This window comes from Natronomonas sp. CBA1123, assembly GCF_009741925.1.
GTDB lineage: Archaea > Halobacteriota > Halobacteria > Halobacteriales > Haloarculaceae > Natronomonas.
Window position 1 is genome coordinate 134,084 of record NZ_WPCC01000003.1, and the last position, 14,766, is coordinate 148,849.

Annotated in this window: 13 protein-coding genes and 1 pseudogene; 5 read left to right on the forward strand and 9 right to left on the reverse strand. The window is 64.1% G+C overall.

What is annotated here, in order from left to right:
- Positions 1-134 precede the first annotated feature (134 nt).
- Positions 135-911, reverse strand: a complete 777-nt coding sequence (locus GJ631_RS03060) for an SDR family NAD(P)-dependent oxidoreductase (RefSeq protein ID WP_197424782.1) — start codon at positions 909-911, stop codon at positions 135-137.
- A 113-nt stretch (positions 912-1,024) separates the two neighbouring features.
- Between GJ631_RS03060 and GJ631_RS03065 the strand changes: the two genes are divergently transcribed.
- Positions 1,025-1,879: a 3-keto-5-aminohexanoate cleavage protein gene (locus GJ631_RS03065; RefSeq protein WP_156707729.1), complete on the forward strand. Its 855-nt coding sequence runs from the start codon at positions 1,025-1,027 to the stop codon at positions 1,877-1,879.
- 534 nt (positions 1,880-2,413) lie between these two features.
- Entirely contained in the window at positions 2,414-3,181 is a 768-nt protein-coding gene (locus GJ631_RS03070; protein WP_156707730.1) for an IclR family transcriptional regulator, read from the forward strand.
- Positions 3,182-3,743: 562 nt separating this feature from the next.
- Here GJ631_RS03070 and GJ631_RS03075 read toward each other — a convergent pair.
- Positions 3,744-4,835, reverse strand: a complete 1,092-nt coding sequence (locus GJ631_RS03075; protein WP_156707731.1) for a pyridoxamine 5'-phosphate oxidase family protein — start codon at positions 4,833-4,835, stop codon at positions 3,744-3,746.
- A 37-nt stretch (positions 4,836-4,872) separates the two neighbouring features.
- A complete protein-coding gene (gene nirK / locus GJ631_RS03080; RefSeq protein WP_156707732.1) occupies positions 4,873-5,955 on the reverse strand; it encodes a copper-containing nitrite reductase in 1,083 nt (360 codons plus the stop codon).
- 115 nt (positions 5,956-6,070) lie between these two features.
- Here nirK and GJ631_RS03085 point away from each other — a divergent pair, with 115 nt between their 5' ends.
- The 3 genes from GJ631_RS03085 to GJ631_RS03095 all read left to right on the forward strand — a co-directional run bounded on the left by GJ631_RS03085 (position 6,071) and on the right by GJ631_RS03095 (position 9,057).
- On the forward strand, positions 6,071-7,090 hold the full coding sequence (locus GJ631_RS03085; protein ID WP_156707733.1) for a halocyanin domain-containing protein: 1,020 nt from the start codon (positions 6,071-6,073) through the stop codon (positions 7,088-7,090).
- 90 nt (positions 7,091-7,180) lie between these two features.
- On the forward strand, positions 7,181-8,617 hold the full coding sequence (locus tag GJ631_RS03090) for a dihydrolipoyl dehydrogenase (protein WP_156707734.1): 1,437 nt from the start codon (positions 7,181-7,183) through the stop codon (positions 8,615-8,617).
- An 83-nt stretch (positions 8,618-8,700) separates the two neighbouring features.
- On the forward strand, positions 8,701-9,057 hold the full coding sequence (locus tag GJ631_RS03095; protein ID WP_156707735.1) for a DsrE family protein: 357 nt from the start codon (positions 8,701-8,703) through the stop codon (positions 9,055-9,057).
- Positions 9,058-9,060: 3 nt separating this feature from the next.
- Here GJ631_RS03095 and GJ631_RS03100 read toward each other — a convergent pair whose 3' ends face one another.
- The 6 genes and pseudogenes from GJ631_RS03100 to GJ631_RS03125 form a co-directional block, all read right to left on the reverse strand.
- Positions 9,061-9,492: a pyridoxamine 5'-phosphate oxidase family protein gene (locus GJ631_RS03100; protein WP_156707736.1), complete on the reverse strand. Its 432-nt coding sequence runs from the start codon at positions 9,490-9,492 to the stop codon at positions 9,061-9,063.
- Between the two features lie 64 nt (positions 9,493-9,556).
- Positions 9,557-11,604, reverse strand: a pseudogene (fdhF, locus tag GJ631_RS03105) (formate dehydrogenase subunit alpha).
- Positions 11,605-11,685: 81 nt separating this feature from the next.
- Positions 11,686-11,901 (reverse strand): DUF2892 domain-containing protein, encoded by a 216-nt coding sequence (locus GJ631_RS03110; protein ID WP_156707737.1) that lies wholly within the window; start codon positions 11,899-11,901, stop codon positions 11,686-11,688.
- A 52-nt stretch (positions 11,902-11,953) separates the two neighbouring features.
- The gene (locus GJ631_RS03115) at positions 11,954-13,204 is read right to left on the reverse strand and encodes a M20 family metallopeptidase (RefSeq protein ID WP_156707738.1); all 1,251 of its coding nucleotides are present in this window, start codon (positions 13,202-13,204) and stop codon (positions 11,954-11,956) included.
- Positions 13,205-13,321: 117 nt separating this feature from the next.
- Entirely contained in the window at positions 13,322-14,224 is a 903-nt protein-coding gene (locus GJ631_RS03120) for an ABC transporter permease (protein WP_156707739.1), read from the reverse strand.
- Positions 14,221-14,766, reverse strand: a 546-nt coding sequence (locus GJ631_RS03125; protein ID WP_156707740.1) for an AAA family ATPase, incomplete at its 5' end; no start/stop codon positions are given. The genes GJ631_RS03125 and GJ631_RS03120, both read right to left, overlap by 4 nt.

Here is a 14,766-nt window from a genome sequence, read left to right on the forward strand (position 1 = left end):
TCTAGGCTGTTACAACTCGCTCGAAGCATGGTACGGATAGTTCCGGTAGCTAACGCGCAGCTACGGGTACGATCAAGTCGGCAGTCAGGCCTTGACGCTCAGGTATACTGCATCCGCGTAGCGACTCTTTGATATCAATACATAACCTTCCCAGCGGAGATATTGATATCCTGGCCTGTAATCTGGCCCGCCCGATCCGAACAGAGGAACGCCACGAGTTCCGCGACGTTCTCTCGTTTGACCAGTTCATTTCGAGGACTCTCTGTCTCTACCTCGCTCCGCACCTCCTCGTACGTTCGTCCCGAGGCCTCGGCCTGCTTTTCGAAGACCTGCTTGATACGTGGTCCATCAACGGAGCCAGGACAGACTGCATTGACGTTGATATCGTGTTCACCGACTTCGGCGGCTAGTGTTCGGGTAAAACCAATCAATCCCATCTTGGTCGTGGCGTAGGGCGTTCGATTGACGAGCGGGCGCTTGCCTGTGACCGAGGCGATGTTGACGATTCGACCGTACCCGGCGTCTTTCATCTGCGGGAGGATGCTTCGACACATCGTAAACGGTCCGGTAAGGTTGACATCGACAGTCAGGTCCCACTCGTCAGTACTGACTTCTTCACAGGGTGTTGTTGGGCCAGCAATCCCCGCGTTGTTCACCAGTATCTCGATGGAACCGAATTCCTCGATTACCGTCTCGACGGTCGATTCGACGCTATCTTCGTTTCCAAGTTCGGTATGTATCGCCCGGGCTGTTTGTCCCTTCGATTCGACCAGGTCCTGTGTCTTCTCCATTGCTGCCTCATCAATATCGGCGATGACGATGTCATGGCCCTGCGTTGCCAACTCGACAGCTATCGCCTGACCGATGCCACTGCCACCTCCGGTAACAATCGCAGTGCTATCGTGAGTCACGTTTCTACTACTCACATTCTATGTCATAAACCTATTGTATAGCGTACTGACTGAATTCATTCCGGAAGCCCTACACGAATTTTTAAATACTATTAGACTAACTCTGCAGGCGTATGGCATACAGTGGCTACGAGGACTACTTTTCGAAACGGGTGATAATCAGCGTCGCGACGACCGGGGGCCATCACGGCAAGGAAGCGAATCCGAACCTCCCGACACAACCCGAGGAAGTCGCCAAGGACATCCGAGCGTGCGAGGAGGCCGGTGCGTCGATAGTCCATCTGCACGCGCGGGACGACGAGGGGGAGAACACGAAATCCGTCGAGAGGTATCAGGAACTACGGGACCGAATCGACGAGTACTGTGACGACATCATCGTCAACTTCACGACCGGCGGTGGCGGTATCTTCTCTCGCGAGGAACGTATCGCTCCGATTCTGGAGACGGAGCCGCGCCCGGAGATGGCGACCGTCGACCTGGGGCCTATCAATTTCGGTCAGACCCGCACCGCAGTCAACACCCGCGAACAGAACGAGGAGTACGCCGAACGGATGCGTGATGCCGGCGTGAAACCCGAACTCGAACTGTTCAATCCAGGGCAGATTCCCGAAGCCGAGCACCTCATCGAGAAGGGGCTACTCGAGGAACCCTACTGGGCGACCGCCATCTTCGGAATGCAGAACGGGATGCCTGCCGGTCCGGGGAACCTCGTCACGTTCGTCGAGAACCTCCCCGACCCGGTCGAGTGGCAGTGTCTGGCGGTCGGCAAACACCAACTCCCGATGACGACGATGGCGATGGCGATGGGGGGCCACGTCCGCGTCGGGATGGAAGACAACATCTACTATCGGAAGGGTGAACTCGCCGAGAGCAATGCCCAGTTGGTCGAACGCGCCGCGCGTATCGCCGACGAACTCGGTCGGCCGGTCGCGACGCCCGAGGACACGCGCGATATGCTCGGCCTCTGAACGGTCCGTTCGAAGCCCTGCGTGAGTTCATACGTCCCGCACACTGCTGCCGTTCCGGTCGGCAGAGCGGATATTCACGGATATCGAAGTACCGTTTCGAGAACGACGCGACCGGGAACTCCTTCGTCTGATGTCGAGATGACGATATTCGGCCGTTTCGACGGGCGAAGCAAGCGTCCGACCTTCGGATAGGAAGCGGACGCTACGTTTTCGGCCAGGCCATCGATTCGGCATGCCCGAACGAGATTGGTGTGATTGTTCCCCTCGTTCCGCGTCGAACCCGCTTAGACGCCCGAATTCAACTGTTTCGAGAATACGTTTAGCGAGCAGCGTGAGTACGACAGGTAATCCACCCCCGATCCCGGCTGTGAACGAGGGAACCGACCGCCATTATTCGTGAGAAGCGAATTTTATACCCCATCGACGAAGCGCTCGCGAGTACATATTTTAATCTGTGCATGGTGTACTCACGCACGACTGGGGTGAATTCGGGTATGGCGAATTATTTAAGAAGCTAGTACGTGTAGGGATAGCATGACCGAGAACGCGACGCCACGCACGCTCTCGACGACGAGGACGTCGTTCGAGATAATCGAGTTACTCAAAGAGCGTGGCGGGGGCAGAGTGACGGAACTCGCGAGCGAGCTAGACCTCGCTGCGAGCACGGTCCACAGCCACCTCACGACGCTCATGGAAGCGGGATACTTGTCCAAAGAGGGTGATGTCTATCACCTGAGTCTCTCGTTTCTCGAACTGGGCGAACACGTTCGCACGCGGAAGGAACCGTACGTCGTCGCGGAGTCCTACACGGAACAGCTAGCGGCCGAAACCGACTGTCGTGCCGTCTTTGCGGTCGAAGAACACGGCCGAGGGGTGTACATGTACACGTTCTCCGGTGAGCACGCCGTCTGGACGTACTCGACGGTTGGCAAGCGGTTCCCACTCCACGCGACTGCAGCCGGGAAGGCCATCCTCTCGAGGCTCCCCGAGGCGCGTGTCGACGCCATAATCGACGAGTTCGGACTCGCGGCCGAAACCGACAACACGATTACCGACCGGGCGACACTTCACGAGGAACTGGCGACTATCGACGAACGCGGGTACGCGTACAACCACGAGGAACAACTCGATGGCGTCAAGGCCGTCGGCGTCCCCGTCGACGGCCCTGACGGACGGGTCATCGGTGCCTTCAGCGTGGCCAGTCCCGCCAACCGGATGACGGGCGAATGGTTCGAGACGGAGCTCCCCGAAATCGTCCTCGCTACCGCTAACGAATTCGAACTGGAAATCTCACTGACGTAGGTCCCAGAATAACAGTGTTAGTGTTGTTATTTTGCTGCTGCCACCGGGGTGGATACCCCCTCGACCATGACGCATCCGGATTCCGTCATAACTTCGGCCGTCGTTCAGCGTTGGGAATTCCGTTCGACACGACCGATCGAGCGTTATCACCACGACCGGTGTCGTCTCCGACTGTACGAATCCTACTTCGAGTCCGTTCAAGCAGCCGCCTGGGCGGGTGTTCCCGGAATCGTGGCCCGATTTCTCTGTACGAGGGTGAAAGAACCAATCGTGGTGGAAATACACGGCCAAAAACCGAGCTATCACAACTGTTGTCGCATATGTACACAAACGTAAACGGTTAGTGAATATGTATGCATTCGGGCGTGAGTGTCACTACCGGACTTCTTTCGGTAATAGTGTTCCAGTTCGTCTGTCGCCGGTATGTTCGCCGACGCCCCCGGCGATGATTCTGAATCGGCTTTCTAGTCCTTGTTCTGTTGGGATACCGCTGTCAAATTCCGCTAACAGATCTGGATGGAACTCTGTGGGTCCATCGTGACTTACTCCGTTGCGACTCGACTCATAGCGAGCCGGCGCCCTGTCGACCGGTCATGTCGGTCGGGGTGAGGGCGTACCACTCGAAGGAGATCTCGGAGGGGTCGGGACTGAACACGTCGACGGAGGCGAGTTTGCTGTCGGCGAAGACGGCGTGTACGTTGCGGTCCCGAACCTCCTCCGACGAGAGGCGCTCCAGTTGGCCGTCGACGACGACGCTCCGCCAGCGGTCGGGGCGTTCGTATCGGGTGACGACCAGCGATACCGCAGTCGACTCTTCCAGTCGAGTCTGCTTTTCGCTCCCCTCGAACGACGACATGTGGAGGTACAGTTCCCGCCGTGCGGCGTCGTATCCGTAGGACATCGGGACGACGTACGGCCCGTCGCCGCCGAACGCGAGAACGCCGTAACCGGTGGAATCGAGGAACGCATCGATTTCCGCGTCGCTCATCGCTGCGGTCGTCGCCGTCGTCGCCTCCGAGGGGTCTTCGGTGTCCTCCCGTTTCGGCTCCGTCGTCGCTGTAGCCGCCGTTGCATCGGACTCACCCGGTTCGACGACCTGCGTGAACAGGGATTTCAGCATGTGGAGCGTCTGCTCGTCGGTCGCCGTCGGATGGAGGTGGGCGTGGACGTCCGCACCCGCTCCTTGCAGCGTCGCGAGGACGGTGTTGAGAAACCGGTAGACGAGGTCGTCGTCGTGATACGGCAGGAGCGATTCGATGTCTCGGAGACAGATTCTCACTGTCCCCTCGGTTTCGTCCCACTTCTCGATGAGCCGTGAGAAAGCGACCGAAATCCCCGTCAGGTCGTGTGGGTCGACTTGGAACCCGTACAACGGTGTCCCTTCGCCGACTTCGGAGGTCGTCGCTTCCTCGTCGGCCTGCGGGGTGGTGATGATGACGGCAGCCTCGGAGGGGTCGCGTATCCGCTCCAACTGGACGTCGAGTGCCTCCCGGAGCGACTCGAAGGACTGCGCCGCGGTGAACTGGACGACTCGGTACTCTCCGCTGGCGTCGTCGAACACGTCGGTACAGAACGCCTCGTCGGCATCGAGCGGCGTCGATTCGAGAAATAGCGTCGGTCCAACACTCCCCTGGTCGTCGTTGGTGACCCCCATATGGGTCAACCCTGCGGAGGGACGGTGATACGTTTTGTCACTCCATCGGGTCGAAGATGTCGGGGTTCTCCGGCCCTTCCGCGGAGACCACCGCGAGGGCGCCCTTGCGGGCGACCCGCGAGAGCGCGTGGTCGACGAGTTTGAAGTCCCCGGGCACGGGGAACGACATCGTCGCGACACAGGCGCTTCCGGGGAGGACGGGCGTCGTCTGGACGTAGCGCATCGGTTCGCTGGCGAGGGCACCTTGCTCCCAGACTTCGTCCCACACCGACCCGATGGGGTGGAAACTGCTGAAGAGGTTCGGGCCGCCGACGCCGTAGAAGATGCGGGCCGTCTCGCCGGTCCGGACGTTCATCTCGGCGTAGTTGTCGGGCGTGATGGCGTACTTCTCGCCGTTCATGAGGACGTAGGTGGGGTCCTCCATCGCCATCCGCTCGAAGTCGAACTCGTGGTGGCCCTTCTGTCCAGTCGTGCCGTTCGTGTACAGTTCGTGTTGGCCGAGGTAGAACTCGTGGTCGACCGGCGGCAGCCCCTCCTCGGGTTCGACGAGGATGAGGCCGAACATCCCACTGGAGATGTGGTAGTCGACGTTCGCTACCGCACAGTGGTAGATGAACGCGCCGGGGTAGGTCACTTTGAATCGGAGATGTGCCTCCTCGCCGGGGGCGACGTTCGTCGCCTCCGCACCACCGCCCGGCCCGCGGGCAGCGTGGAAGTCGACGTTGTGGACCATCGAACTGTCTTCGGGGTTGCGGATGGTGAGGTCGACGGTGTCGCCCACGCGGGTGCGGACGAGCGGGCCCGGAACCTGCCCGTCGAAGGTCATGTAGGTGAACGTGACGCCGGGTTCGACTTCCGCGACGACTTCCCGGGTCTCGAGTTCCACTTCGACGGTGGCGGGACTCGACCGCGTAATCGGTGCGGGGATGTCCCGGGGGTCGGCGGCGATTCGGTCGACGTCGACGGGCTTGGCCTCGTCGAGCTCCTCCTCAGTCTGGAGCGCCAGCGGGCTTGTTTGAACGTCCTCGGTCGTCAGCGAGCCGACCGTGCAGCCTGCGAGAGCCATCGCGCCGCCGAGTCCGGCGGTCTGCAAAACGCGTCGTCGAGTGGTCGTGGGCATCATTGTTCTGCTCTATTACGTCATAGGATACGTTATGATATATATCGAAAACCAGTTTCTCGGGCCCATAGAATCCGCTTATACGGTTATATTTGAAACATACGTTTGCTAATGTATGACCGAAACGACTACGGGCCGACCGCTCGGCCGCCGACGGTTTTTGCAGACGACTGCCCTCGCGGCGGGCGGGACGGCGCTGGTCGCCGCCCACCCTGCGGCCGCTCAGGCCGACGCTGACTTCGAGGAGTGGTTCGGCAACGTCTCGAACTACGAGGGCATCGTCGACATGCGCGGCGCGGAGACGGTGTCGGTCGCCGTCGGTGCGGAGGGCAACGGCGGCGGGTTCGCCTTCGAACCCGCCGCGGTCAGGGTCGACCCCGGAACGGAGGTGACCTGGGAGTGGACCGGCGAGGGTGGTGTCCACAACGTCGCCGCGGAGGACGGGAGCTACGAGAGCGAGATGGTTACCGACGCCGGCGAGACGTTCGCCCACGCCTTCGACGGCGAGGGCGTTTCGCTGTACGCGTGTACCCCCCACAAGGCGATGGGAATGAAAGCGGCCATCGTCGCCGGCGACATCGACGTCGGTGCATCCACGGCCGCCCCGGATTACGTTCCGCAAGAGCCGGAGTACGATGGCTGGTTCGACGGTGTCGACAACTTCGAGGGGACCGTCGACATGCGGGGTCGAGAGGAGGTCCGAATCGCCGTCGACACTGACGACAGCGGTGCCCCTGTCTTCTCTCCGCCGGCGGTCCACGTCGACCCCGGAACGCGGGTGCTCTGGGAGTGGTCCGGCGACACCGCCCACGCCGTCGCGGCAGCCGATGGGAGCTACACCGGTCCCGAGCAGTCGAGTGGGATGTGGGGACTGGCGTTCGACGGCACCGGCATCAGCAAGTACGCCTGCTCGTTCCACGGCGACGGCGGGATGCGCGGCGCCGTCGTCGTCGGGAACATCTTCGAGGGAGTTCGCGAACTGACCGTCGAACAGGTGTCGCTACTGGGGGTGTACGGCGCGGCCCTGCTGTCGCCGCTCGCCCTCGGCGTCCTCATGTGGGTGCGGTCGTGGTACGGCGCGGCCGAGGAAACGGAGACGCTGCCATCCAGAGCACCACCCAACTCGGGCGTGTAGGCGTCTTTTCTGGCGGGTCACCTCCACGCCCGGACGCCCGAGACACACGAGCAACTGGGGTTTGATACGGAATCACACCGTAGGTACTCCATGGAAGAATTCGATTTCGTCGTCATCGGCTCGGGGTCAGGACTCGACGTGGCCAACGCCGCCGCCAACCAAGGGCAGTCGGTCGCCGTCGTCGAAAAGGGCCCCCTTGGCGGGACGTGTCTCAACCGCGGCTGTATTCCCTCGAAACACCTGCTGTATCACGCGGACGTACTCGAAACCATCGAGCGGGCCGGGGAGTTCCACATCGACGCCGAGGTGAACGACGTCGAGTTCGCCGAAATCGTCCGGTCGGTCAACGAGGAGGTCTCAGAGGACGCCGAGTCGATTCGACGTGGACTGCGCTCGTCGTCCCGACACGAACTGTTCGAGGGCGAGGGCCGGTTCGTCGACGACCGAACCCTCGAAATCTCAGGTGGCAACGACGAGGGGGCGCGACTCCGGGGTGAAACGGTGCTCATCGCGGCGGGGACGCGCCCGGGCGTTCCGAACATCGACGGCATCGAGTCGGTCGAGTACCTGACGAGCACCGAAGCCCTCCAGTTGGAGACGCCGCCGGACCATCTCGTCATCGTCGGCGGCGGCTACATCGCAGCGGAACTCGGCCACTTCTTCGGGACGTTCGGCAGCGACGTGACCATCGTCGGCCGCCGGCCGAACCTGCTTCCCGACGCCGACGAGGAGGTCGCGGCGGCGTTCACCGAGCGCTACGCCGACCGCTTCACCGTCCACACCGGCCACGCGGCGACGGCCGTCAGCGACGACGGCGACTCGGTGACCGTCGAGGCCAAACCCTACGAGTACGGTGACGACGGCGGCATCGTCGAAGACGCCGACCCCGTCACCGCGACCGGTGACGAACTACTCGTCGCCGCGGGCCGCGTCCCGAACACCGACACGCTGAACGTCGAGGCGGCGGGCGTCGAGACCGACGAGCGGGGGTTCGTCGAAACCGACGAATACCTGCGGACGACCGCAGACGGCGTGTGGGCGCTTGGCGACATCGTCGGGGAGTACCTGCTGAAACACAGCGCTAACCACGAAGCGCAGGCGGTCGCCCGGAACCTCTTCGGCGAGGAGCTCCAGGCGGTCGACTACGAGGCGATGCCGTTCGCCGTCTTCGCCTCGCCGGAAGTCGCCGGCGTCGGAGCGACGGAAAGCGACCTCCGAGGCGACGGCGTCGAGTACGCCACCCGGACGTACCCCTACGACAAAACTGCCCGCGGGAGCGCCATGCGTGCCGAGGGGTTCGTGAAGGTGCTCATCGACCTCGACGGGGAGATACTCGGCTGTCACATCGTCGGTCCCGAAGCGTCGAACCTGATTCAGGAGGTCGTCGTCGCGATGAAAGCGGGGTCCGGGACGGTTCGGGACATCCGCGAGTCGGTTCACATCCACCCGGCGCTGTCCGAGGTGGTCCAGCGGGCGTTCGCCGGGCAGTTCACCCGCCCGGACGACGCCCACGGCCACGACCACTGACCGGCCGTGACTTTTGCCGCGTGGTTCCGACGACACACGACCGACTCGGCCTTTTGTACCGACTCGACGTATCAATCTCCGTAATGACGAACGCAGCAATCGTGATTCTCGCAGGCACCGAATCCCACGCCGACCGCGGCCGACTCGTCAACGGCCTCGAAGCGGCCAAGGAGTTCGCCGAAGCCGACGGCGACGACGTCGAATTGATTTTCGACGGCGCCGGCACCCAGTGGGTGCCCGAACTGGAGGACGAAGACCACCGACACCACGATCTGTATCTGTCGGTTCGGGAGGACACCTCGGTCTGTGATTTCTGTTCCGGGGCCTTCGGCGTCGACGAGGCAGTCCACGACTCCGGCGTCGTCGTCGCCGACGAGAACGACGGCCATCCGAGCATCCGCTCGCTCGTCGACGACGATTACGAAATCATCACCTTCTAACGCTCACTCGACCGTTCGGCGTCCGACGACCGACTCCATCTCCAACTCGAAGAGGCTGAAGTCGACGGCTTCGACGGCTTCGTCGAACAGCCGGAACGGCGGGAACCACTCCCGCAGTGTCGCCTCCTCGACGTCGCTTTCGAACTCGCGTACGGGACCGCGGACCTGAATGCTCCAGGAATCGGCCGTCGAGGCGTCGAATACGACGAACGTCGCCGTCTCGGTCGTCTCCAGAAACCCCCGTTTTTCGCTGTCGTCGTCGTGGCCGCTCACCCTGAGCAACAGGCGGTCCCCGTCGTAGTGGTAACTCAACGGCACCGCGTAGGCATCGTCGCTATCGGCCAACCCCAACACCCCGTGTTCGCCGAGTCGAAGGAACTCATCGAGTTCGGCGTCGGTCATCCCGACGGTGTAGACGTAGTCGACGTGTTTCATGCGGCTAGTACCACCCCCAGTCGCTTAAGCGGGTCCCCGATTGGGGCGCGGCATCGACTACCTGTCACTCCCGGCGAATTTCAACCGTCACCGCGCTGTGTTTGTACTCGGGAATCTTCGCGACGGGGTCCAAGGTGTCGCCGGTGAGCCGATTGATGAGGGGGTCGGCGTAGTGAAACGTCGCGAAGACGGTCCCGCGGCGAACCGCCGGGGTGAGGTCGGCCTCGATGGTCACCGACCCCCGTTCGCTTTCGACGCGAACCCTATCGCCGTCGGCGATGTCGCGCCGCTCGGCGTCGTCGGGGTGTATCTGCAGAACGTCCTCGCCGCGCATGCGAACGAGCGTCTCCGACCGCCGCGTGAGCGCGCCGCTGTTGAAATGCTGGAGCACTCGCCCGGTGGTCAACACGAGTTCGTCGTCGGCAACCGGGTCGACGGGGTCGACGTGTTCGACCGCCCGGAGGTCGGCGGTTCGACGCCCGGATTCGAACTGCTCAGCGTGAAGGACGCCGATGCCCTCCTCGGCATCCGCTGGAAACGGCCACCGCTGGCTTCCCGTTCCGATACCGTCGTAGGACATGCCGGCGTACTGTGGCAGCACTTCGGTGAGTTCCTCGAAGACGGCCTCAGGACCGTCGTAATCGAAACGGACGCCATCGTCGGTCAGTCGCTCGCCGAGTTCACACAGCACCTCGAGGTCGAGGCGGGCGTCGCCGGGCGGGTCGGTGTTGGGTCGCATCCGCATGACCTGCCGGTCGGTGTTGGTGACGGTGCCGGCCTTTTCGGCCCACGCGCTGCCCGGGAGAATCACGTCGGCGTACTCGGCGGTTTCGGTCTCGAAGAGGTCCAATACGACCAGACAGTCCAACTGGTCGAACCGTTCGCGGACGCGGTCGGCGTTCGGTTCGGTCACCGCCGGGTTCTCGCCGAACACGAACGCTCCGCGTATCGAATCGCCGAAGGCGTGGGTCATCTCGACTTCGGTGAGTCCCGGTTCGGCCGGCGGTCGGAATCCCCACACGTCGGTCACGGCGTCGCGGGCCTCGGCGTCGCCGACCGACCGATAGCCGGGCAGGACGTTCGGCAGCGCACCCACGTCGCCCGCGCCCTGGACGTTGTTCTGGCCGCGAAGCGGATTCACGCCCGTCCCGCGCTCGCCGACGTTGCCGGTCAAAAGGGCCAAGTTCAACAGCGCGTGGACGTTGTCGGTGCCGCAGTGGTGTTGGCTCATCCCCATCCCGGTGAAAATCGCCGCCCGGTCGGCCTCGGCGTACGCGCGGGCGGCCGCCCGGAGGTCGTCGGGGTCGACGCCCGCCAGCCGGGCGTGTCGTCGACAACAACACCCTCGAGGAACTCGACGAACGCATCGAGCCCCTCGACGCGCGTTTCGAGGAACGACTCGTCCGTGAGGCCTTCCTCGAGTATCACCTTCGCGACGGCGTTGAGCAGCGGGATGTCGAACCCCGGTTTGACCGGCAGGTGGTGTGTGGCCGCCTTCGTGGTGTCGTTCTCTCGTGGGTCGACGTGAATCAGTTCGGTTCCGTCCCGAACCGCGGGCAGGAGATACGACCGGAAGATGATGGGGTGTTGCTCGGCAGGGTTCGCGCCGGCGACGAGGTAGGCGTCGGCCTCTCGGAGGTCATCGAGGGTGTTCGTCATCGCGCCGGCGCCGAAGCGCTCGCCCATGGCAGCGACCGTCGAGGAGTGACACAACCGCGCGCAGTTGTCGACGTTGTTCGTCCCGAGCGCCCGCGCCAGTTTCTGGAGGACGTAGTTCTCCTCGTTGGTGCAGTTCGAGGAGGCGAAAAACCCCAGCGCGTCGGGACCGTCGGTTTCGACGATTTCCGAGAAGGCCTCCGTAACCTCCTCCAGGGCCGTCTCCCAGGAGACGGGGACGAACGTCTCGCCGTCGCGGACGAGTGGCGTGGTCAGGCGGTCCTCGTGGTCGACGATTTCCCACGCCGCCGCTCCCTTCGGACAGATTTCCCCGCGGGTGTTGACGGGGCCCTTCCAGCCGGTCGCCTTCCCCGAATCCGGGTTGTACGTGATGCCACAGCCGACACCACAGTACGGACAGATGCTTTCACGTGGCTGTGTGGGTCGATTTGACACACGTCTAAATCGGCGTCACTCAACATTAGTGTTCACGCTCGACGGGTTACCCAACCGACAAAAACCGACCGCGAACCGACGCTATTCGTCGGCGGTGCTGATTCCCAGCAGGCGGTACAGCGGACAGAGGCCGGTCACGCTCGTCCCGACGAGGACCGCCCCGACGACGAGCGCGATGATGCCTGCCGTCAAGCCGAGCTCGAGAACGTTTGCGACGGCCGCGATACCGACGGCCGCGAGTAGTGCGCCAACCGCGAGCCGAACCCGTCCGTCGAGTACGCCGATATTTCGCTTCATGCACAATAATACGCACGCAACGATGTTAAAGATGGCCCTGCCAGCAGCCTGTTCACGGTTCCTCCGTGTCGGCCCAGACGGCGGGGAGCCGCGCGTAGACGGCCGCGTTGGTCGCGAGCGCGTCGACCGTGGTGTACTCGTCAACGGCGTGAACCGTGTCGTTTCCGGCCGCGAACTCGACGGTCGGAACGCCCGCGTTTCGGAGTTTCTTCGCGTCGCCGCCGCCGGTCGCACTCCGGCGGTACACCCGCTGGCCGGTCACGGTTTCCGCAGTCGAGGCGACGGCGTCGACGAGCGGGCTGTCGGGCGGCTCTGCGGTCCCGACGCTCCAGGAGACCTCCGCAACCGTGACGCCGTCACACGTCGCGACGCACTCTCGAATCTCCGAGAGGACATCGGGCGTCTGTACCCCCGCCGTCAGCCGGATGTCGATTTCGGCCGTCGCGGATTGTGGGACGCTGTTTATCGCCTCACCGCCTTCGATGGTTCCGAGATTAATCGAGGGGAACGAAAAGAGGGCACGAGCCGTCTCGGCGCCCATCGTCGGCGCGTAGTACTCGATGGACTCCTCCAGTATCGGTTCGACCGTGGCGTCGATGTCGAGTTCCCGTTGCCCGAACCGCTCCCGAAGCGTCGTTACGGCACCGTACAGGCGGTCGATGGCGTTGTCGCCGAGAACCGGCCGCGACCCGTGGGCGGCCTCGCCGGTCGCCTCCAGCGTCAACCAGATGCTCCCGCGGTCGGCGACGACGACGGAGTATCGCCCCGCCGAGCAGGTCGGTTCGCCGATGACGCAGGCGTCGGCGTCGAGGCGGTCGGCCGCCAACAGCGCCGGCAGTCCCGCGTCGCCGCCGACCTCCTCGTCGCTGACGAACGCGAACAGGAGGTCGACCGGCGGGTCGCCGTCGGCTTCGACGAACGCCCGCAGCGCGAGCAGCATCGCAGCCAGCGGCCCCTTCATGTCGGTCGCGCCACGGCCGTAGATGCGGTCGTCGACTCGCTCGCCGAGGGGGTCGTACTCCCAGGTTTCGGCGTCGAACGGCACCGTATCGAGGTGACCGTTGAAACAGAACGTCCGGTCGCTGTTACCCGGAATTCGTACGAGGAGGTTCGGCTTCGCGGGGTCGACCGCGAACCGTTCGGTTTCGACGCCCAATCCGTCGAGTTCCGATTCGATGCTCTCGACGAGCGCGCGCGTGTTGCCTGGCGGGTTCGACGTGTCGACGGCGAGTGTGTCGAGCGTCGTCCGCACCAGCTCCGACCGGTTCTCGGCAACGTACGTCGCAGGGTCGCTGTGAGTCATCGTGTAGTGTGGTACCGTCGGTGCTGCGACACAGTCATCCGATAGAGGTGCTGGTGGTACGTCAGCGCTTCGACGGTTCTGGCGGCGGATTCGAAGGCCGTGGAGCGACCGGGTGCCCTACAGTCGGCGCCGGGAGACCAACAGGCCGGCCGCGGCCACCGGGAGGACACACCACGCGAGGAGCGCGGCGATGAGTCCCGGCGTCGAAAGCCCCGTCGCCGAGAGGATGGCCGCGAACCCGCTTCCCGCGGTCGTTCCCAGCTGGCTCAACACGAGCACGCGGAAGATGCTCGCGGGGTTGGTGAGGACGAACAGGCTTAGCACCGCCTTCGGCAACTCGAAGGCCGCGACGACGCCCAGCGCCAGCAGGTCGTGGACGAGGACGAACCACACCCACACGAGCAACACGCCGCCGAGGGCGTGGGTCTTCTCGCGGGCCAGCGTCGAGACGAGCACGGCAATCGCGAGGAACGCCGCGCCGACGGCGACCGCACCGGCCAGGAAGGCGAGGAACGCCCCCCAGTAAGCGATGCCGAACTCCCGAACGAGCAGAGCGCCGACGACGCCGAAGCCCAGCACCGTCGTACCGGCGAGGACGGCGACCCGACCGAGGTACGTCCCGGCGACGACCCGCCATCGTGACACCGGCAGCGAGAAGATGACCTCGAGCCAGCCCTCCTCGTCGCGGCCGACGACGGCGTCGTAGCCGAACGCCAGCGCCGACAGCGGCACGAGATACACCGCGAGGCTGGTGAGGCTGGCGACGACCCGCTCCATCCCCTCGGGGCCGACCGCCGACCCGCTGAACGTCGCGAGCATCGTCCCGAACAGCGCGAACAGCGCCGCCAGCGCCAGCGCCCACCGACTCCGCAGCGCGAGTCGGTACTCGGTGACGGCGACGGTGGCTATCTGCCGCAGTCGCGGCTGCTCGCTGGCGGTAGCGGACGCTTCGTGACCGGCCGCGTAGCCGCCGTCGGGCGTCGGCTCCTCGCGTTGCTCCTCGGGGTTCTCGGCGGTCATGGACTCACCTCCGCAGTTTCGAGTGCGCTGTGGAACGCCGCTTCGAGACCGTCCCGTTCGACGGTCACGTCGGCGATATCGACGGTCGAATCGACTGCGGCGAACAGCGAGGGCACGTCGCCGGCCGGACACCGGACGGTGACCGTCCCGTTCGTCGCCGAGACGGTGCCGAACGTCTCGGCGGCCGCGAGGAGTCCGCTGATATCCCCAGCGCTCTCCGGTCGTATCCGGACGGTCACGTCGTCGGCGTCGACGAGTTCCGAGACCGTTCCGGCGGCGAGGACCTGTCCGCCGTCGAGGACGGCGACGCGGTCACACAGCCGCTCGATTTCCGAGAGGACGTGCGAGGAGAGGACGACCGTCGCACCCGTCTCCGTTCGCACGCGGTCGATGATGCCGTGGAACTCGGCGACGCCACGGGGGTCCAGTCCCGCCGTCGGCTCGTCGAGGACGAGCACCTGCGGCTCGGGGAGGATGGCGGCGGCGAGTCCGAGCCGCCGGCGCATCCCGTTGGAGTACCCCGAGACGGCCCGGTCGGCAGC